The organism is Bradyrhizobium sp. U531, assembly GCF_051710265.1.
Taxonomy (GTDB): domain Bacteria; phylum Pseudomonadota; class Alphaproteobacteria; order Rhizobiales; family Xanthobacteraceae; genus Bradyrhizobium.
In genome coordinates this window covers 36,203-58,427 of sequence record NZ_JASVEN010000007.1, presented here as the reverse complement: position 1 = coordinate 58,427, position 22,225 = coordinate 36,203, and the positions used below count along the sequence as shown (strand labels likewise).

General features: G+C 63.8%; 20 protein-coding genes. 2 read left to right on the top strand and 18 right to left on the bottom strand.

Annotated elements, in window-relative coordinates; translation table 11 throughout:
- Positions 1–56: 56 nt before the first annotated feature.
- From QRQ56_RS27705 to QRQ56_RS27685, 5 genes are all read right to left on the bottom strand, one after another.
- Entirely contained in the window at positions 57–1,208 is a 1,152-nt protein-coding gene (locus tag QRQ56_RS27705) for an ABC transporter substrate-binding protein (protein ID WP_438744354.1), read from the bottom strand.
- 61 nt (positions 1,209–1,269) lie between these two features.
- A complete protein-coding gene (locus QRQ56_RS27700; RefSeq protein WP_438744353.1) occupies positions 1,270–1,845 on the bottom strand; it encodes an alkylhydroperoxidase domain protein in 576 nt (191 codons plus the stop codon).
- 10 nt (positions 1,846–1,855) lie between these two features.
- Positions 1,856–2,455: a CMD domain protein gene (locus tag QRQ56_RS27695; RefSeq protein WP_438744352.1), complete on the bottom strand. Its 600-nt coding sequence runs from the start codon at positions 2,453–2,455 to the stop codon at positions 1,856–1,858.
- 38 nt (positions 2,456–2,493) lie between these two features.
- Positions 2,494–3,528 carry a putative FMN-dependent luciferase-like monooxygenase gene (locus QRQ56_RS27690; protein WP_438744351.1) on the bottom strand — a complete coding sequence of 345 codons (1,035 nt, stop codon included), beginning with the start codon at positions 3,526–3,528 and terminating at the stop codon, positions 2,494–2,496.
- A 148-nt stretch (positions 3,529–3,676) separates the two neighbouring features.
- Complete coding sequence (locus QRQ56_RS27685) at positions 3,677–4,471, bottom strand: MetQ/NlpA family ABC transporter substrate-binding protein (RefSeq protein WP_438744350.1); 795 nt, start codon at positions 4,469–4,471, stop codon at positions 3,677–3,679.
- Between the two features lie 235 nt (positions 4,472–4,706).
- Between QRQ56_RS27685 and QRQ56_RS27680 the strand changes: the two genes are divergently transcribed.
- Positions 4,707–5,093 (top strand): hypothetical protein, encoded by a 387-nt coding sequence (locus tag QRQ56_RS27680; protein WP_438744349.1) that lies wholly within the window; start codon positions 4,707–4,709, stop codon positions 5,091–5,093.
- A 348-nt stretch (positions 5,094–5,441) separates the two neighbouring features.
- Entirely contained in the window at positions 5,442–7,229 is a 1,788-nt protein-coding gene (locus QRQ56_RS27675; RefSeq protein WP_438744607.1) for a peptide ABC transporter substrate-binding protein, read from the top strand.
- A gap of 539 nt (positions 7,230–7,768) precedes the next feature.
- On the opposite strand, the gene QRQ56_RS27670 is transcribed toward QRQ56_RS27675, so the two are convergent.
- From QRQ56_RS27670 to QRQ56_RS27610, 13 genes are all read right to left on the bottom strand, one after another.
- Positions 7,769–8,056, bottom strand: coding sequence for a DUF2934 domain-containing protein (locus QRQ56_RS27670; protein ID WP_438744348.1), 288 nt, complete (start codon positions 8,054–8,056; stop codon positions 7,769–7,771).
- 229 nt (positions 8,057–8,285) lie between these two features.
- On the bottom strand, positions 8,286–8,471 hold the full coding sequence (locus tag QRQ56_RS27665; protein WP_438744347.1) for a hypothetical protein: 186 nt from the start codon (positions 8,469–8,471) through the stop codon (positions 8,286–8,288).
- Positions 8,468–8,629 (bottom strand): DUF2934 domain-containing protein, encoded by a 162-nt coding sequence (locus QRQ56_RS27660; protein WP_438744346.1) that lies wholly within the window; start codon positions 8,627–8,629, stop codon positions 8,468–8,470. Before QRQ56_RS27660 ends, QRQ56_RS27665 begins: the two co-directional genes overlap by 4 nt.
- Positions 8,630–9,804: 1,175 nt before the next feature.
- Positions 9,805–10,593 (bottom strand): hypothetical protein, encoded by a 789-nt coding sequence (locus tag QRQ56_RS27655; RefSeq protein WP_438744345.1) that lies wholly within the window; start codon positions 10,591–10,593, stop codon positions 9,805–9,807.
- A gap of 27 nt (positions 10,594–10,620) precedes the next feature.
- Positions 10,621–12,216, bottom strand: coding sequence for an anti-phage dCTP deaminase (locus tag QRQ56_RS27650; protein ID WP_438744344.1), 1,596 nt, complete (start codon positions 12,214–12,216; stop codon positions 10,621–10,623).
- Positions 12,217–12,846: 630 nt separating this feature from the next.
- The gene (locus QRQ56_RS27645) at positions 12,847–13,734 is read right to left on the bottom strand and encodes a LysR family transcriptional regulator (protein ID WP_438744606.1); all 888 of its coding nucleotides are present in this window, start codon (positions 13,732–13,734) and stop codon (positions 12,847–12,849) included.
- A 259-nt stretch (positions 13,735–13,993) separates the two neighbouring features.
- A complete protein-coding gene (locus tag QRQ56_RS27640) occupies positions 13,994–14,944 on the bottom strand; it encodes an acyl-CoA dehydrogenase family protein (protein WP_438744343.1) in 951 nt (316 codons plus the stop codon).
- 4 nt (positions 14,945–14,948) lie between these two features.
- Positions 14,949–16,091 carry an acyl-CoA dehydrogenase family protein gene (locus QRQ56_RS27635; RefSeq protein WP_438744342.1) on the bottom strand — a complete coding sequence of 381 codons (1,143 nt, stop codon included), beginning with the start codon at positions 16,089–16,091 and terminating at the stop codon, positions 14,949–14,951.
- Positions 16,088–18,241, bottom strand: coding sequence for an acetate--CoA ligase family protein (locus QRQ56_RS27630; RefSeq protein ID WP_438744341.1), 2,154 nt, complete (start codon positions 18,239–18,241; stop codon positions 16,088–16,090). Before QRQ56_RS27630 ends, QRQ56_RS27635 begins: the two co-directional genes overlap by 4 nt.
- Positions 18,238–19,053 carry an SDR family NAD(P)-dependent oxidoreductase gene (locus QRQ56_RS27625; protein WP_438744340.1) on the bottom strand — a complete coding sequence of 272 codons (816 nt, stop codon included), beginning with the start codon at positions 19,051–19,053 and terminating at the stop codon, positions 18,238–18,240. Before QRQ56_RS27625 ends, QRQ56_RS27630 begins: the two co-directional genes overlap by 4 nt.
- Positions 19,054–19,083: 30 nt before the next feature.
- Positions 19,084–20,292 (bottom strand): ABC transporter substrate-binding protein, encoded by a 1,209-nt coding sequence (locus QRQ56_RS27620; protein ID WP_438744339.1) that lies wholly within the window; start codon positions 20,290–20,292, stop codon positions 19,084–19,086.
- 190 nt (positions 20,293–20,482) lie between these two features.
- Positions 20,483–21,196 (bottom strand): TetR/AcrR family transcriptional regulator, encoded by a 714-nt coding sequence (locus tag QRQ56_RS27615; RefSeq protein ID WP_438744338.1) that lies wholly within the window; start codon positions 21,194–21,196, stop codon positions 20,483–20,485.
- A gap of 81 nt (positions 21,197–21,277) precedes the next feature.
- Complete coding sequence (locus QRQ56_RS27610) at positions 21,278–22,216, bottom strand: SMP-30/gluconolactonase/LRE family protein (RefSeq protein ID WP_438744337.1); 939 nt, start codon at positions 22,214–22,216, stop codon at positions 21,278–21,280.
- Positions 22,217–22,225: the final 9 nt, after the last annotated feature.

Genomic DNA, 22,225 nt, shown 5'->3' with positions numbered 1-22,225 from the left:
GCTGGTATCACCGCGTCGAGAGGGAAGCGGCCGGAGCCCCCGCTCCGGCCATCAGGTTAAGTCGGCTTGCCGTCCCAGAGCGCGAACTGGCCCTTGCGGACGACGAGCTCGGCGTTCATGGCGCCCTTGACGCGGCGGGTCGCGACGTCGAACGTCGCCGCGCCGAAGATCACGCTCGGAACGTCCTTGACCTTGGTGAAGGCCTCGCGGATCGCCTTGCGATCGCTGCCGCCGATCTTGACGACGGCGGCGGCCATGTTCATCGCGTCATAGGCATAGGCGTTGAAGGCGTCCGGCTCCTGCCCGTTGTACTTCTTCTTGAAGCCCGCGATGAACTTCTGCACCTCGGGCCGCGTGTCCTCGGGGAAGTAGCGCGTGCCGACGTGAACGTCCTCGACCGCCTCGCCGCCGAGCTCGATGAATTTCGGCGAGTAGACCGAGCTCGCAGCGCACATCACCTGCTTCAGGCCGACCTGGCGGGCCTGACGGGCGATCAGCGCGCCGTCGGAATAATAGGAGATCAGGATCAGCCCGTCCGGGTTGGCGTCGCGCACGCGCACCAGCGTCGAGCGGAAGTCGCGCTCCTCCGCGATGTAGCCCTCGGTGACCACGATCTCGGCGCCATATTCCTTGGCGGCATTGGTGAAGTAGTCGCGGCTGGTGCGGCCCCAATCGGTGTTGAGATGCAGCACCGCGAGCTTCTTCAGGCCGAGGCGCTTGACCGCATAGGCCGCCAGCAGCGGCTGCTCATCAGCCTGGCTCACGGACGTGCTCCACATGAAGTCGCCGCCCTTGGTGAAATCAGGGTGCGAATTGGTGAAGCCGAACTGCACGAGGCCGCCGCGCTGATAGATCGGGGAGGCCGCCATCGAGGCTGGGCTCGAGAAATCGCCGAGCTCCAGCACGATGGCGGGATTGGAGACGAATTTCTGGGCGATCGCGACCGACTGGCGCGGATCGCTCTGGCTGTCCTCGAACTGGTAGGCGAGCTTGCGCCCGTTGATGCCGCCGGCCGCCATGATCTCATCCAGCGCGAGATCGAAGCCCTGCTTCCATTGCGTGCCGTATTGCGCGTTCGGTCCCGTGAGCGGGCCGCTGACGCCGAGCAGGATCGGATCAGCGTCGGCGAAGGCGGCGCGAGAGAAGGCTGCCCCCGCCATCAGGGCGAGCGAGCCCGTGACCAGGTTTCGGCGATTGATGTTGCTCATGCACAGCTCCATCCAGTCAGGTGTTGAAACAAAGCAGCAATTCTCGTGCCGGTGGGATTGCCTATTTCGAGGGCTCACCGAGCGACAGCATCAGCCGGTTCGCCCAGTTGAAGAACGAGGCGCCGTTGATGACATCGACGATCTCGGCATCGTCGAGGCCGGCGCTACGCAGCTCCGCGATATTTTCGGGGCCGAATGCGATCGGGGTTTCCGCCAGCGCGACCGAGGCCTTGACCACCGCATTCCAGCGCTCGCCGAGATCGGCCTTGACGCCTTCGTCGAGCAGGCGCTGCACGTCGTCGCGGCGCTTGGAATAGGTGCTGGCGAAGCGCGCATGCACCGAGGCGCAATAGATGCAGCCGTTGTAGCGCGAGGTCGCTGCAGCCGCGAGCTCGCGCTCGGCGCGCGGCAGCCCGTCGGCGACGTTGTAGAAGATGTCCTTGTCGGTCTTGGTGCGGGCTTCCAGCACTTCGGGATCGCGCACCAGGAGGCGAAAGTATTCCGACTTGGCGCGGGCGCGGTCGACGAGGCCGTTGAAGTGGCGCTCGGTCAGCTCGGCCTCCGGCAGCGGATCGATCCAGGAGACCCAGCCGAGCTCGTCCTGGGTGAAGGCGACGGGCGGATTGACGGTGCTCATGATTGCCTCCTTACGCGCTTGCCGCGGCGAGCGTGCGCAGACCGCTGACGACGCGCACCTGAAACGACAGGAACGCGACGAGTTGGGAGAAAGTGACGATACCGGTGGTCGACCAGCCGGCGGCAAGCAGTGCCTTCATGTCGGCATCCGCGGCATCGCGGGGGCGGAACACAAGCAAATGCGCCTGCTCGAACGCAGCCGCGAGCCTTGCGCCAAGCGCCGTCTTGCCCGCCGCACTGACGCGGTAGATCAGGCCGGCCGTGTTTTCGACCGATAGCGGACCGGCCGGATACGAGCCGTACGGCCCCGAGGTCCTGCCCCGCGCGATCTCGGCATCGATCGCTTCCAGCAGCCGCGCGCCGTCTGCGTTTGCAGCAAGCTTGTCGCGATAGAACGAGGCAACCGGGGATTCGCCATGGAGCCCGGTAACGAAGGCCGCGACCGCGGCGCGCTCGACAAGAGAGAAGTCGCCGGCGTCGATCGGCTCGAACAGCGACAGATAACTCTTCTGCGCATTCTCGCGCGCCTGCAGGCGGCGGGCGCGGATGGCGTCCAGCGCCGAGCCGGGCGCGATCCCGGCGAGCGTGTCGATGATATCCTGCGTGCTCATTCCTCGGCCTCGTTCAACGCGATGCTCTTCATGTCCGATCAGCCCGCCAGCGCCACGTCGGGCGCCGTCCGGGTCCAGCCCAGCGCCGGCGCGACCTTCTCAGCGACCAGCTCGATCGAGCGCAGGACGTAAGGGTGCGGCGCGTCGACCGAATGCACCTGGAAGACGAGATCGGTGATCCGCTCCAGCGTCGCATCGGCCCGCAGCGAGGCGATGACGTGGTCGGCATCGCCGACATGGGTGTCGAACGCAGTGATCATCTCGTCCAGCGTCTCGCCCGGCGGAAGATGTCCGCCCTTCATGAATTGCGGCAGCGCGCGGCGCAGCCCGATATCGGCGAGGCGCAGGGCTTCGGCATGGTCGTCGGCGACGAAGATGCTGCGCGAGGCCATGATGCGCGGCTCGGTCCCCTTGGGCAGCGCTTCCAGATAGGCGTCGATGACAGGATTCTGGATCTCGGCGAGCGTTGCCTTCGGCGCCTCCTTCGATCGCGGCTGGGTGCGCGAGAGCAGCAGGCCGTCGCCGGCCTTGCCGGCGCGCGCGCCGCCCGCGACCGAGAACGTCGCCTGCCAGATCCGCTTGTCCAGTTGCGGCCGCTGCGGATAGATGGTGTCGCCGCCTTCGAGCGGCTTGCCGACCAGGGCAGTACGGACCACCTCCAGATTGCGCGCGAAGATCTCGTTGCGCTGGGTGCTGTCGAGGCCGAAGGCGGCGAAGGCCGAGGGATTGCCGCCGGTGCCGACGCCGAGCTCGAAGCGGCCGTTGCAGAGCAGATCGAGGACGGCTGCGTCCTCCGCCACCCGCACCGCATTTTCCAGCGGCAGCGTGACGATGCCGGTGCCGAGCCGGATGCGCGAGGTTTGCGCCGCGACATAGCCGAGGAAGGTGAAGGGCGACGGCAGGCCGCCCTCGCGCTCGTGGAAATGGTGCTGCGCGATCCATGCGGAATCGAGGCCCGCTTTCTCGGCCCGCACGATCTGCTCGGCCGCGAAGCGATAGCGTTCGGCGGGAGGCGCCTCGTCGAGGAGACGCGTGAAGAAGCCCAGGCGTTTCAGGTTTGCTAAGCGTTTCATACGACCCCTGTCAGACTGGATGGCCAGGCCCCCGATGATGTCGGGTCACGCCGCTCCAGACAAGCGGGCATTGCGCAGGGCTCATACCCAAGTTTCCTGCGCAAGGCCGCCCCGATCGCCCACGCTGCGCTGCAGCTGGGCAGATTGCCTACCAGCTCGGCAGCACCGCGCCCTTGAACTTGGTCAGCACGAACTCCTTGACCTCCGGCGTGTGGTAGCTGTCGACGAGGATCTTGACCCAGGGCTTGTCCTTGTCGGCCGTGCGCACTGCGATCAGGTTGACATAGGGACCCTTCGGGTCCTCGCGCAGGATCGGATCCTTGACCGGGTCGAGGCCCGCCTGGGTAGCGTAATTGGTGTTGATCGCGGCGGCATCGACGTCGTCGAGCGCGCGCGGTGCCTGCGCCGCGTCGACCTCGATGAATTTCAGCTTCTTCGGGTTCTCGGCGATGTCGAGCACGGTCGGCTTGAAGCCGACGCCGTCCTTCAGCTTGATCACGCCCTTGTCGCGCAGCAGCAGCAGCACGCGGCCGCCATTGGTCGGATCGTTCGGGATCGAGACCTTGCCGCCCTCAGGGATGTCGGCGAAGGCCTTGTGCTTCTTCGAGTAGACGCCGATCGGGAAGTTCACGGTCAGCGCGACAGACTCGATCTTGTAGCCACGATCGGCCTTCTGATTGTCGAGGTAAGGCTGGTTCTGAAATGAATTGGCCTGGATCTCGCCGGCATCGAGCGCGGCGTTCGGCACGACATAGTCGGAGAATTCGAGCAGCTGGATGTCGAGGCCGTTCTTCGCCGCGATCGGCTTCACCGCCTCGAGGATCTGCGCATGCGGCCCCGGTGTCACGCCGATCTTGATGGTCTCGGCGAAGCTTGCCGCCGACCAGGTGGCGAGCACTGTTGCGAGGATCAGGGGGAGGCGAAATGACATTTTGGTCTCCATGGCAAAGCACGAATGATTGGAACCGTATTCGCTTCTCCGCAAGGGGAAATCAATGAAATGGAAATCCAAATTGAGCGCCGGGAGCGGGTACGCCTTCTCCGTTCGGCCGCAAACGCGAAACGAATTCGCGCCTGATGCGACGGCCTTTGCGCAAGCGTGAGCCGCATCACGGCAGTGCGGCACGCGGCGCGCGAGATTGGCGGCATCACCACCGGAACTTCTCGAGGACTGGACCATGACCGCACTTGCCGCTCCCAAGCTCACCGGCCGCAAATGGCTCGAATGTTTTGCGCTCTATTTCGTGCTTCAGGGCGTGCCGATGTATTCCGGCGTCGCGCTACTGATCAAGCTGATCAACGCGGCCGAATTCGTCGACGAACCGTTCGGCGCCGTCGTCTTCGTCGCCATGATGTCGACGTTCCACGCCATGCTGACCTCGGGGCTCGGCACCAAGCTCCGCCGCTTCTTCAGGCACAGCTACGAGCCCCTGTTCGCCGATACGACCTTGTCGTTCTCCGAGAGGATCACGCGCTGGCTGGCGCAGCCGAACACGGCGCTGCAGCTGCTCGGCCACGCCCTGCTGCTGTCGGCCCTGGCGATCGGCGTGCTCGGCATCAGGTAGATGTCGGCTGGCGACGGGGCCGCTCGCCGCGGGTTCATATGTGGCGATTTCCCGGCGGCTGCAATGAATCTCCGGCCGCGGCAACATCACGAAACTTGATGCGCCTGCTGCGCCCGGGTTAGCGTTCCCTCGCGTCCTTTGAACTTCCCCAAGTTCGCTTAAGTTCGCACTGGTTCGCCGCCCGGTCTTGCCGGGCGGCGATCCGGGTAACGCTCCGGATCCTGCCCCGCAAGAACTCTCCCCATCGTCATTTCGTCGCATGGCCTTGCAGCCACGCCGGCATTGCCGCCTCGTGCGTGATGCAACATGATGCCGGCGATCGATGTCGTCGAGGTGGAGGGTTATCTGATGAACGAGAGCGAAATCCGGGGTCTGGTCGGACAGGTGAAGCAAGGCACGCTGTCGCGACGCTCGTTCATGCAGAAGGTGGCCGCGGTCGGGATCGCGGCCCCGATCGCCAGCCAGATCCTGGTCTGGCACGACGTCGCGATGGCGGACGCCACGCTGCCCTACAAGCCGACCAAGGCCGGCGGCGGCGGCCCGCTCAAGCTGCTGTTCTGGCAGGCCCCGACCCTGCTCAACCCGCATTTCGCGATCGGCACCAAGGACCAGATGGCCTCGCGCGTGTTCTTCGAGCCGCTCGCGGGCTGGGACAAGGAAGGCAATCTGATCCCGTGCCTCGCCGCCGAGGTTCCGACCAAGGCGAATGGCGGGCTTTCGCCCGACGGCATGAGCGTGGTCTGGAAGCTGAAGCAGGGCGTCAATTGGCATGACGGCAAGCCCTTTACCGCCGACGACGTCGTCTTCACCTGGGTCTATGCCGCCGATCTCGCCACCGCCGCCTACAGCACAGGATCCTACAAGGACATCAAGGTCGAGAAGATCGACGACCATACGGTCAAGGTGCTGTTCAAGGCGCCGACGCCGTTCTGGGCCGATCCCTTCGTCGGCTCGGTCGGCCAGATCCTGCCGAAGCATCATTTCGGCGACTATGCCGGCGCCAAGTCGCGCGAGGCGCCCGGCAATCTGAAGCCGGTCGGCACCGGTCCGTACAAGTTCGTCGAGTTCAAGCCCGGCGACCTGATCCGCGCCGAGCGCAATCCCGACTACCACATCAAGAACCAGCCGCATTTCGACACGCTCGAGATCAAGGGCGGCGGCGATGCGGTGTCGGCGGCGCGCGCTGTGCTGCAGACCGGCGAATACGACTTCGCCTGGAACATGCAGGTGGAGGAGGAGGTGCTCAAGCGCATGGAGGCGAGCGGCAAGGGCAAGCTCGACATCACGCCCTCCGGCAATGTCGAGTTCATCATCCTCAACACCACCGACCCCTGGACCGACGTGGACGGCGAGCGCTCCAACGCCAAGACCAAGCACCCCTCGCTGTCCGATCCCGCCGTCCGCCGCGCGATCAACCTCCTGATCGACCGCGACTCGATCCAGAAGTTCATCTACGGCCGCGGCGGCATCGCGACCGCGAGCTTCGTCAACGCGCCCAAGCAGTTCAAGTCGCCCAAGCTGAAATACGAGTTCAGCATCGAGAAGGCGAACAAGATCCTCGACGAGGCCGGCTGGAAGAAGGGCGCGGACGGCATCCGCGAGAAGGACGGCAAGAAGCTCAAATACGTGTTCCAGACCTCGACCAACGCCCCGCGCCAGAAGACGCAGGCCATCATCAAGCAGGCCTGCGAGAAGGCCGGCATCGACATCGAGATCAAGGCGGTCACCGCCTCGGTGTTCTTCTCCTCCGACGTCGGCAATCCCGACACCTATTCGAAGTTCTACGCCGACATGGAGATGTACAACACCACGCAGCCGCAGCCTGACCCCGAGCGCTTCCTGAACCAGTGCGTCTCTTGGGAGGTCGCCAGCAAGGACAACAAATGGCTCGGCCGCAACATCTCGCGCTGGTCCGATCCCGAAGCCGACAAGGCCTACAAGGCCGCGCAGAACGAGCTCGACCCCGCCAAGCGCGCCGCGCTGCTGATCAAGGTCGACGAGACCTTCTGCGAGGCCAACGTCTTCCTGCCGCTGCTCTCCCGCAACGTCGTCAACGCCAACGTCAACAGCCTCATGGTGGACATGTCCGGCTGGGACGTCACGACGTGGAATCTGGCGGCGTGGTATCGGGCCTGAGGGAGCGGCGGCATCGTTGGCGTTTACGCTCGTGTCCCGGACAAGCTGCAACGCGTGAGCGTTGCAGCGCAGAGCCGGGACCCAGGGCGACACGGCACCCTGCGGATGGATGGGCCCCGGCTCTGCAGCGCACCGCTGAAGTCGCGCTGCGCTGCGTCCGGGGCACGAGAGCGGAGTGTGGAGCACGCTCTCTCCCCGTCATTGCGAGCGCAGCGAAGCAATCCAGGCTGCTTCCGCGGAAAGACTCTGGATTGCTTCGCTGCGCTCGCAATGACGGAGCCTGGTGCGGCGGCGCGACCTGCAACCGCAGTTCGCGGGAATTTTCCTGCGACAACACCGCTTTGCTGTGTGGTTTAGATCACAGCAGAATCACACGCCCTCGCGTACAGTGATCCGGCATGGCCGCAAACAAGGTAACGGCGGTACGCGTGAGGCTGCGGCGACAATCGACAGCTACGGACTTTTCGAGGCCGCCAGGGTGAAGAGCCCGGCGGCTTTTTCTTGATCCCCGCGCTGATGCCCGGTTATCGGACCACCAGCTATCCTTTCGTGGGCGCATCGGAGCCCTTCCGCTCCTCCCGCTCATCTTCCAGCTGCCGCTCGGCTTCGAGCCAGAACTCCAGCTCGCGTCCCACGGGGCGTCCGGCCTGCTCCCAGAGCTCGTAGGCACGCGCGCGGACCTGGCCGCGGCGCAGCATGCGGCGGAGCTTTCGCCTCAGCTCTTCGGCAAAGCTGCGGAAGCGATGGCCGGTGGTTTCGTCCTTGACGAGCGCGGCCGCTCGCGTGGCGAGTTCGATCTGGTGCTCTATCTTCCTCTGTTCGTCCACCGCTGGCACTGCCGTGGGAAAGTGTTGTTGTCAGAGCCCGCCCTGTTCAGACATTGAATGCCTTGCGGGGATGGTCTGTTCCCTCGGAAGCGGTGCGGCGGATGCGGAGCGCGTAGGATGGGTAGAGCGAAGCGAAACCCATCAAGCTTGGGCGACGTCGAGGCATGATGGGTTTCGCAAGGGCTCTACCCATCCTACGCACGACGCACCATCACATCGAGCCGACGCGCTAATGCCACGTCGTGTCGGCTTCGACGATCACCGCGCGGATCTCGGGGTCTTCCGCCGTGTTGCAGGCGCAGGGCATGCCCTCGCCGCAGCGGCAGCCGCCGAGCTTCCCGCTCCAGGCCCGGAGCGGATGGTTTTCGCAGACCCATCCGAACCCCTGGCAGAATGGGCAGGTCTTGTCGGTCACAGCGTGTCCGGCGTACGCAGCGTGCTCGACTTGTCCTCGTTGCGCAGCTCCTGCTCGGCGGCGTGCCAGAATTCCTCCTCGCGGCCTTCGGGCTTGCCGGCCTGCTCCCACAAATGGTGCGCGCGGTCTCTGATGTCTTGATCGGTCGGTTCGGACAATTGCGTCTCCTTCTGATGAAGCACGGCCCACCCTGGGGGGCATGGGGGCTTGGAGGCGGGCCGTGCAGGCCAGCAATCGGCGGCGACTCTGGCCCGCGGATTCAAGCTCCGATCTGGCACGCAAGTTCCTCGCCGCGCGCGCCGGGCGGCGATGCCTCCATCAATTAGTTGAGACGGGACCAAGCAGGGTCTCCAGCCGGACCTGGAGGGCGCCGATGCCTGGCGCTGCGGCTGATGCGGGCATGAGGCGCCCGAGCTGAGCCGGCGCAGCTTTCCGAGAATTTTCCCGACCGGGAGCTCGTTCATTCCTGCCCTAGCCACCCCCGCTTTGCGTCCATGCCTGTCATCTGGCACCGACACTGACCAGATCCCCCGCCAGCTCTGTGCCGTATCAGCCGGCTGCGAATTGCTGGTACCAATGGCCGTCCCATCCCGACACGGCTTTGCAGCCTCGCGGCGAATTTCGCCCGAGCTTTGCCTGATCTCGTGAGCCCTCTCGTCTAGGAGGGCGCAGGGAAGGCCGGGTGCCGACATCGCACCCGCGGTCTGCTGCGCGAAAAGCACACGCAGGAAACCGCACAGCAGATACAGGTGGTGCCGATCACTCGGCCTTCCCTGCGCGGTGGTCGGACGACTTATGCCGTGCTCTCCCGGGAGCCGAACTTTCCTTTGGCCTCCCTCGCCCCGCGAATTGGATGATGCAGTCTGCCCGGTTGGGCTCGCTCGCATCTTCGCCGGACTTGACCGTAGCAACGACGGCCAGGACCACACGGTTTTGCCGTACGCGCGGCCCGCCCTTTCGCCGCAGTATTTCCAACCCCGTCGACAAGGCCGGAAACTTACAGACGAGACGAACCTAGCAGCGCCGCTCGTCGCACGCGGGTGTCAGGCTCACAGGAACACCCCGCCCTGCCCGCCCCTCTCGTGCCGACGCTGCCGCGTCCACCGCAAGCCCGGCTCGCGATCAAGACGACCTCGAGATCGCCCCTCCTGGTGAGCCGGGATGAGCGAGATGTACGCCAAAACCGAATTTCGGTAAAGCGGAATATTTTTGCGGGAAGGGGTTGACGGGGTGACGAAACAGGGGCGGGGGTTTTGCCTAACGGACTGCCAGCTATTTAGAATGAGCACACAGCCGAACGGCATCAATTCAACGCGCGCATGCTCACCAAGGTTTATCCGGCCTTCGGGATCGCCTCTTTAAACCAGAGAAGAATTTGCCAGATGCCAACGCCAATCGTAACCGCAGTTGCGAATAGGCCAACAGCTTTCGCATACCGGCTCTCGAAAATCCGATCTAGCGCAATACCAAATCCACGGGATGCTGTCCGCAGCTTGCCGGAGATAAGCCTGCGAATGACAGAATGCAGAAAGCCAACCTTGCTCAAGGTTGAATTATGCATTCTTATGAATTCGTTGTTTTGAAAAGCTTGCACCTCTTCTTCACCAGTAAGAAAGTGCCGATGAATCCCCCCGTTCAATTCCATTAATGATTTCAACTTTGGATGAGATGCATAGTCGCCGCCATAGCGATCGGCGAGAAGATCATTGAGATTCAACCTTCGCTCCACCGGAATCACAGGCGCATCGTTACCACCCAAAACCCTGTACCGATGTTCCAAGTGCTCGAAACCATAGGTGAGGTTTCGCATATTCCAATGAATCCAATATTTGTCTCGTCGATCGCGTATGAATGCGTAGAAACCTCTGAGCAATTCACGCTCTACCTCATCGAAACGATCTCGAACAGATTCGCGAGGTATATGGAGTTCTTCAGCTATTGCATGCGTCGAAAAGCTAACCGTCTGCTGTGTCGCGTAGTGCGTGATCGCAATCGATGTAATCCGCGGAGAGAGTGCTTCATTATCATCGTACAGGCTTTGGCAGGAATAATGAATGACATAGAAATTTTCCGAATGCGCTTTCGTCTCACCCATAAACTCCGCGCTATTATATATACCCACGCAGCCCTCCCGAAGCCCACCGGCTCTTTATCTACCTTTCATCTTAAGAGGCCTTCGCCCTCTTGACTTTTTGATTCCGGTCGCCCGCCTCACTATACCCTGCTCTTCTAGAGCGGTTACCGGCATATTGATCTTGGCCAAGGACTCCGTTGTAGATTCGATAATTTGCTTCTCCAACACCAAATAGAACGGAAACTTTAGATCAACGATTGGCTGCTTACTGCCACTGATCCGCTCTTGAAACTCACCCGAATTTTTTCTGCTCGATCGCTCGAATAATTCGCGATACCTGCGCGGAGAAACACCGTCGAAATGCTCAAAACTCACCCCCGAAAACGTTGCGTACTTGCCCCGATCCGCTCCCTCGATCGTTATTGAGTCCGAGTGAAGGTTCGCAGCAAGACTCTTGGGATAGGGCTCAAGGAAGATTACTTTCTTAATGCCGGCCGCCACAACGTGTTTAGCACAGAGATGACAAGGAAATGTTGTCGTGAACAGGATGGCATCCTGGACCGAGCGACCAAGTCGAGCAGCATCACAAATTGCCGACATTTCTGCGTGTATGATGCGACCATATTCAAGTGCATCCATGAACTGAGATTCTTGAATCTTCTTATCAGAAGCAAGCTTCTTTGCGCCGCGCACTTTGGCCAACTCGAGAAGCTCTAACAGCAACTGCGCTTTCCGCCTATCGTTTGCATCGTGACCTCTTTGGTAATCACGATCGTCATGCCCTTCAGGATCGTCGCACCAATAAGTACCGCCACCGGCTTTGGGGACCTCATTGGACCCCATCGAAATAATCTCTCCATCCGCTGAGAAGATTGCGACACCTACTTGGCGCGACAAGTCGAGCGTTCGCAAAGCTGCCGCTTTGGCCGCAAACATTCCGTATTCATTCCTATTCGGAGAAATTCTATTTGAGCCGAATAACAAATCGCAAAAGCGTTTGACTTGCCGATCGACATCTTCTTCCCCTTTGTCGGAATTGACGATTACATCCGCATCGTGAAAGATTCTTGATACTCGCTGTCCATGCTGCTCATCAGATTCATTCTCATCTCGCTGAACAATTTCTTCAGCTTCACCTCGATAAGTATTCGTGTTCCCTCGATTGTGACCTTCCGCAAAACGTCTCGAAAGATTATCGACACGGGCGCCCCTGCGCGAATAGACCGACACTTGAAAGAACGCGCGGCCATAAACTGATCGAAGGAGGTCAATCTCCTCACGTCGCTTAAACTGGTAAAGTAGGTAAATATTCTTCTCAGGTGCGGCGGCTTTGTGCGCAACGCTTTGTGCGCGGCGCCATTGAACAATTCGCGTAATCGTTATTGCCGCCAGGACTTGATCGTCATCGAAAATCGCTCGAAGCTGGTTCCCGTACTTGATGTATGTCTCTAGGCGGCCGGCCTCGTCGCTTTGGACTAACTTCTTCTTAGGGGGAAGAAAGGAAGCGATCTTGTCAAAGACTGCTGTTACTTTGATCGGAACAACATTGTACCCCTCAGCTTTAAAATAGCTGGAAAAGCTGTTGATCGACGCACGCATGTCTGTTCCGATTGGTGCGACGAAACCTATAAAGAGTTCCGGGTACTCAATTCTTGTAATGCCGTGTGCCAAGGATTCACGTCCCGTTTAAGTTTTGGTAAGAAGATTGCTTAGGGGTGATTCGCGATGTCAAAAAATCAGGTTCGAAAGCAGTCAGTTGAGACGGACAACGCCGCCGCTGAATTGGTCGTCGCCCACACCAAGATTATGGACGCTTGGTTCGAGCAATGGCGAATTCAGGAGCGATCGAGAATCGATATTGCTTTTCGGAAGAGCCGCCCCCCTGAACAGTCGCGCCGACACCTTGCCTAAACTTTGGATAGTTCGGCAGCGGTGCTCTCTAGTCAATTGAAACTATAGTTGAAAGCGCGCGGAGCGTGCGAAGCGGATTTGAGCCCTATACGGCGCTCCTTCTGCCTTCCATTGGGGATTAAGACTCCGTCGTCCGTTGTGCGCGGCGAGATTGCCTTATTCGACGGGGGCGTTTCAGATAGCGACAGACAAGTACACGCCCTCAAGTAGGTCGCAAACAAGGTAACGGCGTACGCATGAGGCTGCGGAGGCAATGAACGGCTAGTGACTTTCGAAACCGCCGGGGGTCGAACCCGCATCGGGCGCCTCGACGTGAAATCCACGCAGCCTCGACCGCGATGAACCCTGACGCGTTTCGCAAGTGCCCTACCCATGCTACGTACCCCTCCCTCACCCCGCCTCGAACGCTCCCCGGGCCGCCTTCACCGAAGCCGCAATAAACCGATGCACTTCCTGCACGCGCCGCGTTCCATGCGTGTCGGGATGTGAGGTCAGCCAGTAGCTGCGGACGAAACGGATCTCGGGCAGCAGGCGGCGGAGCTCGGGATAACGGCTGGCGGCGTAGTCGTGCAGGATGCCGATGCCGTGGCCGGCGCGGACGGCCTCGATCTGCGCGACGATGCTGCCGCATTCGTAGCGGCGGGACATCAGGCGGCCGAGGGCGGCGGCGTAATCGAGCGCGCGGCTGTAGGCGAAGTCCTCGATGTGGGTGACGAACAGGCGGCCGGCGAGATCGGCCTGCGCCTCGATCGGACCCTCGCGCTCCAGGTAATCCCGCGAGGCGTAGACGCTGAGGCTGTAGTCGGTGAGCTTGGACAGGATGAGCCGGCCCTGCTTCGGCCGGTCCAGCGTGATCGCGATGTCAGCCTCGCGGCGCGACAGCGAGAAGGTGCGCGGCAGCGGCACGAGCTGGATGACCAGCCCCGGATGGCGCGCGGCCAGTGCACCGAGATGCCCGGCGAGGAAGAAATTGCCAAAGCCATCGGGCGCGCCGACGCGCACCGTGCCGCTGATGGTGTCCGCGCTGCCGCCGATATTGGCGCCGACTTTCAAAAACTCACTTTCCGCGCGCTCGGCCGCCTGGACCAGCGCCTCGCCCGCGGCGGTCAGCGTGCAGCCGGCGGTATGCCGCTCGAGCAGCTTCGCCTTCAGGCTCTTCTCCAGCGCGGTCACCTGACGCGCCACGGTCGTGTGGTTCAGGCGCAGATTCTTCGACGCCTTGAGGATCTGCCCGGCGCGCGCGACCTCCAGGAATATCCTGACCCGCTCCCAATCCATCGATTGTCCCGACAATACTTTTCGCACAACGAAGGCGCGCCAACGCCCCTTCATGCGCAATTTCTCGCGTCTGGGATCGCGCGGGTCAAGCCTTCTTGTGAGGTGTCGAATGCTTCGATGGGCGCGACGAGAAGCGGGCCTGAGAAGCTCCAGGCTGAGGGCACGGACATCGATGTCGAAGATCGCTCGCCGCCGGGTTCAGGGATCCTGACGGGAGCGCCGCATCTCCCGATGCCGGTTCAACGACGGGCTTCTGCGCTCAGGCCAAGAGCGCGACCTTTTGGACGGACGGCTCACCCCAATAGAGATCGGCCAGCTCCCGGTTGCTGCACGAAGCTCCGCCGAATTCCGACTTGAGGTGCTTGGCGCGATAGGTCCAGCGATACAGGGGATGCTCGAGCGTCAGCCCCATGGCGCCGAGGAACTGGTGCAGATCGTAGACGATCGCATCGACGGCGGACTGCGCACTCGCGAGCGCCGCGACCACGTCCGTGTGCGTTGCACCGGCGCCACCGGCCTTGAACGCGAGCCATTTGGCTGCGGCGATCTTCGAGGCGCAGGCTGCGAGCCGATGCTGCACGGTTTGGAACGTGCCGAGTGGCCGGCCGAACTGCCTGCGGTCGGTGACATGGGCGATCACGCTGTCGAGGCCGCCCTGAAGGACGCCGGTGATCTCCGCCGCCACCGCGAGCTGGGCAAGACGGCGCGCCAGGATCGGATCGGCGACAGCTTGCGCACGCGCGAGACAGCTTGCGGGATCGCGCAGCCGCCCCATCGGATAGGCGAAATAGGCATCGACGACGTCGATATCGTCAGGCGAGACCGGAAACCAAGACGCGCCTGCATTCGACAGCACGAGCACGGCGCGCGCGACCGGCAGGAAGCGCACGGCCCGAGCGGGATCGCCCGTCAGCACGGCGAGTGGCCGCGGCGCATCGGGGCAAATCAATGGGCGGATCACGGCCGATGCCGCGACTTCCGCGATGGACGCGCTGCGGCCAACCTCGTGCACGATGAGCGCGGCGGTGGACACGCCGAACTCGGGATAGGACGCGGCATCGAGCACGCCGGCTTTTTCCAGGTCCGCATCGAGCTCGAGATCGAAGGACGCCTTGCTGCCGCCGAGCACGACGCGATTTTTGGCGCGCGCCAGCAGCGCGGTCGTCGTCGTCAGCAGGGCATCCTGGTCGTCGCTGATATCGAGAAACATGCGCCTAGCTCCTCGGCAGATTCAGATAATCGGTGGCGACGATGCCGAGCTGGATCTCGGCCGCGCCGGAGGCGATGCCGGCCGCGATCGCGCGCTCATGATGCGGCCTCAGCAATGGCAGGATGTCGCCCGAAAACGCTTCCGGGACGAAATCGAGCGCGAAATTGGCGACGGCGTGATCGGCCTCGACGATCGCGACCCGGGCCAGAGACGATTCCGCATTCGGCGGCAGGCCGCGCGAGCGCTGGTCGACGACGCGATAGACCAGCATGCGCGCAGCCTCGCAAGCCGCGAGCGCCTGTCCCGCCCTGAACCTGACGATATCGTCGCTCCACGAGCCGCTGGCCTTGAGATGTTGCACCATCTCACCGAGCATGCGCGTGGACAGTTGATAGCGCGGCAGGCCGATGCGTTCGTTGGCGAGCGCGTAGGTGATCAACGACCACGCCTTGCCTTCCTCGCCGAGCATGCTGGACGCGGGCACGCGAACATCCTGGAAGAACACTTCGTGCAGGTCACCGTTGCCGACCAGCGCAGGTATCGGCCGCACCGTGATCCCCGGCGTCTGCATCGAGATCAGGAAGATGCAGATGCCTTCCTTGCGGCTGCCGCCGGTGCGCGCCAGCAGGAAGCAGTGCTGGGCAAGACCGGCATAGGAGGTCCAGACCTTGGACCCGTTGATGACGAAGTGATCGCCATCGCGATCGGCGCGGGTTCGCAGCGAAGCAAGGTCGGAGCCGGCCGACGGCTCGGAGAATCCTTGGCACCAGACTGCGTTGCCGGCCGCGATCTCCGGGATGTAGCGCGCTTTCTGCTCTTCGGTGCCGAAGCGAAGGATGGTCGGGCCGATCCAATTGACGTTCATGTATTGCGGGCCGCGCGGCTCGCCGACCGCCCACATCTCCTCGCCCAGGATGAAGTGCTCCCACACCGAGCTGCCGCGCCCGCCATGCTCTTTCGGCCAATGCGGCACCAGCAGCCCCGCTTCCGCCAACCTGGCGCAGAAGGTTCGGGAGAATTCGGTCTGCTGCCGCGAGCCAGGCCCGTGACGCGCGATCGTCTCCCAGTCCGGCGGCAGCTCGCGCTCCAGGAACGACCTGACCTCGTCGCGGAACGCCTGGTCTCGTGCACTCCATTCGAAGTTCATGATTCCCTCTCAGGCAACGGGCCGACCACGGCGAGGCCATCGACCGCGATGACGGACTCGCCGCGGCAAATCAGCGGATTGACGTCGAGCTCGCGCAGGCGGTCGCGATGGGCGCAGGCGAGAACCGAGATCCGGCTGATGGTGCGCGCCAGCACGCCGCGATCGACCGGCGGCGAGCCGCGGAAGCCGTCGAGGATCGCCGCGCCTCGCAGGCGTGCGAGCAGGTGCAAGGCTTCACGCTCGTCGACCGGCGCAAGCGCCGTGACGCTGTCGCGCAGCAGTTCGGTCAGGACGCCGCCGAGGCCGATGAGGATCATCGGCCCGAAGCCCGGATCGTTCTTGATCCCGACGATGATCTCGACGCCCGCGGCAACCATCTCCTGCACGATGACGCCATGCAGCGTCGCGCCGGGCGCGGCCTTCGCGCAGGACGACATGATCGCATCGAAAGCCGCGCGCACGGCTGCTTCACCCTCGACGCCCAGCACGACCCCACCCGCCTCCGATTTGTGCGCGATATCCGGGCTGTCGATCTTCATGGCGACCTTGCCGCCGAGCCGCCGGGCCGCCTCCACCGCTTCATCCGCGTTCGCCACCGGGATGTCGCGCGAGGTCGCGACATCATAAGCGGCGAGCAGCGCCTTGGTATCGCGCTCGCCGAGCACGGTCTCCCCTAGCGGCAATAGCGCAGCGGCGCGCGCCCGGCGTTCGGCATCGACGATGAGCCCGGCCGGCAAATGCGCCGCGCGATCCGCCCGCGCCGTCCAGGCGGCCAGCGCCGCGAAACATCGGTCCATCGAGCGGAAGATCGCGATATCGGGATCGCGCTCGATGACGTCCGAACCCGGCCCTTCCAGATATTGCGTCAGCCACACCGCGCAGATCGGCTTGCCGTGCCTGCGGGCGAGCGCGCTGAGGTGCGGAAGGCGCTCGGTGGCCGGCGCATAGGCGTAAGGGCAGCCGTAAACCAGGGCGGCATAGTTCGGGTCGGACAACAGCGCGTCCGCGCAGGCCATCAGCGATTCCGGGTCCGAGATCACCTGCGCGGTGACGTCGCAGGGGTTGCGCGGCGCGCCGAACGGCGGAATGCGCGCCTCGAGCACGGCGCGCACGCGCGGCTCCGGTTGCGGCAGCGGCACGCCGTGCTGCTCGGCGCTGTCCGCGCCCATGATCGCCGCGCCGCCGGAGCCGGCGAGCACCGCGACGCCCTCGGCCTTCGGCCGGCCGACCTTGCCGAAGAAGGCGGCGGTCTCGATCAGGTCCTCGAAATTGTCGACGACGACCGCGCCGCCGCGTTCGAAGAGGGCGCGCCAGGACGCGTCCGACCCGGCGAGCGAGCCGGTGTGCGACAGCGCCGCCGCCGCGCCGGTCTCGCCGGTCGCTAGCTTGAAGACGACCAGCGGCTTGTCATGCTCCCAGGCGCGCTCGGCCGCCGCGAGCATCTTCAGCGGATGCGCGATGCCTTCGAACGCACAGGCGATGACGGCACAGGCCGGATCTTCCGCCAGCACGGCGATCCAGTCGGCCACGTCGACATCGCCGGAATTGCCTGACGTCAGGACGTGGCTGAACGAGACCCCGCGCTCGATGGCCTGGGCCAGCGCGAAGCCGAGCGCGCCGGACTGGCTGACCAGCCCGATCGCGAACGGCGCCAGCGGCCGGGTCTCGGGGACCGCGGCAAAGGTGATGCGCGCGCCGCTGGTGTAGTTCAGAAGCCCGACGCAGTTCGGCCCGAGCAGCCGGAGATTGGCCTCCCGCGCGCGCCGCACGATGCGGTTCTGGGTTTCGATGGCCTCAGGCGTGCCGATCTCGGCAAAGCCCGAGGCGTAGAGCATCACGCTGGGAATGCCTGCGTCGATGCAATCCTCGATGATGGGCTCCACGCTCGCCGCCGGCGTCGTGATCAGGGCGACATCAGGAAGCTGCGGCAACGCGCGGAGATTCGGATAGCAGGGGGTCTCGCCGATCCGGTCATATTTGTCGTTCACGAGCAGGGTGCGGCCGCCGAAGAATCCCCTAAGGTTGGACGCCGTGCGCGCGCCGAACGACGTCGGCCGCGGCGAAGCGCCGATGATCGCGACGCTCTTGGGATCGTAGAGCGGCCGCAGGTCGGCGCGGCGGTAGGGTTCGAGCCGTTCCGATGAGCTCATGTCGCGGCCGACGCCTCCTGCTTCGCTTTCGCGATCTTGTGCAGATAAGCGAGGTAGCCGAACGGAACCCGGCTGGCGCCATTGGCCTGGACGACGATGCCCGAGATCCAGGCGGCCTCGTCCGAGGCGAGATAGACACAGAGCGGGCCGATGTCGTCAGGCGTGCCGAGCCGGCCGAGCGGCACGACGTCGACCTGTTTCTGCGCCCGCGGTCCGGACATGAATTCCGCATTGTCCTCGGTCAGCACCAGTCCCGGCGCGATGGCGTTGACGCGGATGTTGAGGTGGCCCCATTCCACCGCCATGGTCCCCGTGAGGTTGTCGACGCCGGCCTTCGCCGCGCCGTACTGCCCCGTCATCGGATTGGGCTGGGAGCCCGAGCGCGAGGTGATGTTGATGATCGCGCCGCCGGCCGTCATCGCGCGCGCCGCGGCCTGGGCCGCGAAGAACGTCCATTTGAAATTGAGGCCGACGACCCGGTCCCATTGACCTTCATCGAGGTCGATCAGCGGGCCGACATCCTCGCGCGCGGCACTGCCGGCATTGTTGACCCAGACATCCAGCCGTCCGAACTCCGACAGCGCACGGTCGACGATGGCTTGCGCCGCGCCGGCCTGCGCGATGTCGTTGACGAGAACCAGCGCGCGGCCGCCCTGCGCACGGATCGTCGCCGCGGTCGCCTCCAGCGGCGCCGCGCTGCGCCCCGTGCAGATCACGGTCGCGCCCGCCTGCGCCAGCGCAAGGCTGATGCCCTTCCCGATGCCGCGCCCGCCGCCGGTCACGACCGCGACCTTGTTCGCCAGTGAGAACATGGCTGCCTCCTTATCGCCAATCGCCAGGGATCAATCGCCACCGGCGAGGCTGCCGAACAGCTGCCAATTGCTGCCCTCGAAGCGCATCAGCTGCCATTGCTTGATCGGCGCGTAATCGGTCGGCGACGTCGAGACCTTGATGCCCGGCAGCAGCGTCCCGACCTCGACATCCCGCAGGCTGGCAGCCTGCCTCATGACGTTCTCGCGCGTGAGATCGTCGCCGCATTGTTTCAGCACCTGCACGAGCAGCAGCGCCGGGTTGTAGCCGTTGATGATCAGCGTGTCGGCGCGATTGGCGTCCGGCATGTATTTGTCGAGGAAGGCGTTGAGAGCCCTGAAGTCTGCATCCTCTTTCCATCGCGCATCGTTCGGATCCTTGAAATAGGTCGCCGAGACGATGCCTTGCGCGTTCTCGAACCCGACCGGCTTGATGACGCTGCCGATCGAGGCCGACGCGAAGCTCAGGAGCTGCAGCGGCTTCCAGTTCAGCTCGTTGATCTTCTTGATCGCCTGCGCCGCGAATTTCGGCGTCGCCATGTTGAAGAAAACGTCGGCGCCGGCGGCCTTCAGCTTGACGATATGGGAATCGATGGTCGGCTCGGTGACGTCGAAGGATTCCTCCGCGACGATCATCGCCGCGGCCTTGTCGCCGAGGCCCGCCTTGATGCCCTTGAGGTAGTCCTTCCCGAAATCGTCGTTCTGATAGAAGATCGCGATCTTCGCGTTCGGCTTCTCCGCCAGCACGTATTTCGCGTAAGCCCTTCCCTCGGTCTCGAGCGACGGCGCAAAACCCATGCTCCAGGGGAAGTTCTTCGGATCGTTCCACTTCTGGGCCGCGCTGGAGACGAAGAGCTGCGGCACCTTCTTGGCATTGAGGTACTTCTGCACGGCGGAGTTGGTCGGCGTTCCGACCGCGTTGAACATGAACAGCACCTCGTCGCTCTCGACGAGCTTGCGGGTCTGCTCGACCGTCTTCGGCGGCGAATAGGCATCGTCATACGACAGGAAGACGATCTTCCGGCCGTTGATGCCGCCCTCCTCGTTGATCTTGCGGAAATAAGCTTCGCCCGTCTTGGCGATGAGGCCGAACCCCGAAGCCGGCCCGCTATAGGCCGCGGTATTGCCGATCTTGATCTCGCTGTCGGTCACGCCGGGACCGTATTTCTTGTCGGCGGCAGAGGCCTGTAAGCCCAGTGCCAGCAATATCCCGGCTGCAAAGATGCCTGTCCTGACCGCCACGCCTGCCTCCACACCGATTGTTTCAGTTGTTGGCGGGTTAGCTACCACATCAGTTGCTTGCTGACTAGCAACTAATGGAGAGGGTCGACGTCATTTGCCGAGCGCAACGCCGCGGCCCTGCGCCGCAGCCTTCCGCGCGAGGCGTCCAGCCAGGACCCGGCCTGTCTCGAAATTGAAGGCAGCTCCGGTGCTAGCGCGCCGCGCGCTGCGGCGTGGCCTTGCCCCTGACGCCCCGGCCGGCTTTCGGTTTGGCCTTGGCAGAGCCGGGCTCCATCATGCGGTCGATGAAGAGGTCGGCGACAAACTCGGCGTCCTCGCCGAGCTTCCTGGTGTCGCCGGACACCAGCGCCTGGATGCAGATGCCGCTGATCGCACCGGAGATCGCGCGCACGTTCTGCTCGATATCGACGTCCTTGCGCAGCTCGCCCATCTTGCGCGCCTGCATCAGATAGGCGCGCAGATTATCGCGGTAGACGGCATGCAGCTCGGCGATGCGCGGCTTCAGCTCCGGCACGGTGCCGGTGGAGTCCACGATGAGATGGTAGAGCGCGATCGCCGAATCCGGCATGTCGCGAACCGCCTCCATCTGGATCCGGATACGCTCGGCGAGCGCCTCGCAGCCGGTGCGGCCGTCGATCCGCCGCTCGACTTGGCGCATGAAGCGGTCCTGGATGGTGTCGATCACGGTCTCCAGCAGGCTCAGCTTGGTGCCGAAGCGCTGCACCGGAAGACCACGGCTGTAACCGGCTGCGATGCCGATATCGGCCAGGCTCGCGCCGGCCGTGCCATGCTTGCCGATCAGCGCCACCGCCGCCCGAAGCATGCGCCGGTCCGATTCCTTGCGCCGACGCTCCTTGGAACCGATGATCGGTGCCGTCTTCTCTGTTCCGCTGCCGGCTGTCACGAACCGCCGATCCTCCCTCGCCCGCGATGAATCCGTCGTCACGGTACACGGGGGTGGGAGGTTTGTCAGTGGGGTCGCGCTCTACCGCCGCGCAGTAAGAGGGTCGTTGAGGGCAAGACCGGGCCTTGGCCAGTCGACGGCGACCAGCCGCCCGGTGCCCGAGAGCGTGATGAAGGCCGTGCGCATGTCCGCGCCGCCGAAGCAGATGTTGGTGCAATAGACCTCGTCCGCCTCGTGGAATTCGATCAGCCGGCCGTCAGGCGAAAAGACGCTGATGCCGCCGCGGACCAGCGTTGCGACGCAGATGTTGCCGCTAGCCTCCACGGCCAGCGAATCGAAACGCTGATAGCCCGGCAGCCCGTGCAGCAGCCGGCCACCGTTCGGCGACGGCCAGGGCTCCTTCGCGACCTCGCCTTCGCCCGTGATCGGATAGCTCCAGACCCGGCTGGTCTCGGTTTCCGAGACATAGAGCGTGCGCCCGTCCGGCGACAGCCCGACGCCGTTCGGCGTCATGATCGGGAAGATCGCCTCCTTGATCATCGAGCCGTCGACGCGTGCGTAATAGACCGCGCCGCGGTCCATCAGACGGCCATAGGTCTTGCCGAGGTCCGTGAACCAGAAGCCGCCCTTGTCGTCGAAGACGATGTCGTTCGGCCCCTTCAGATGGACGCCGCCGCAACTGTCATAGAGAGTCTTCACAGTGCCGGTGTCGAGATCGACCTGCTCGATGCGGCCCGTGGTGTAGTCCTCGGCCCGGCCGGTGGGACGGGCGAAGTTGCTCGTGTCCTTGTGCCAGGAGAAGCCGCCATTGTTGCAGACATAGCATTTGCCGTCCGGTCCGATGGCCGCACCGTTCGGGCCGCCGCCGAGTTGCGCGATCACCTCTTTCTTGCCGGATGGCAGCACGCGCGTGAGCCGGCCGCCTTCGATCTCGACGACGAGGACGCTGCCGTCCGCCAGCGCGACCGGTCCTTCCGGAAACGCCAATCCATTGGTGATCTCTCTGGCTTCGAGGCGCATCCTTCTCAC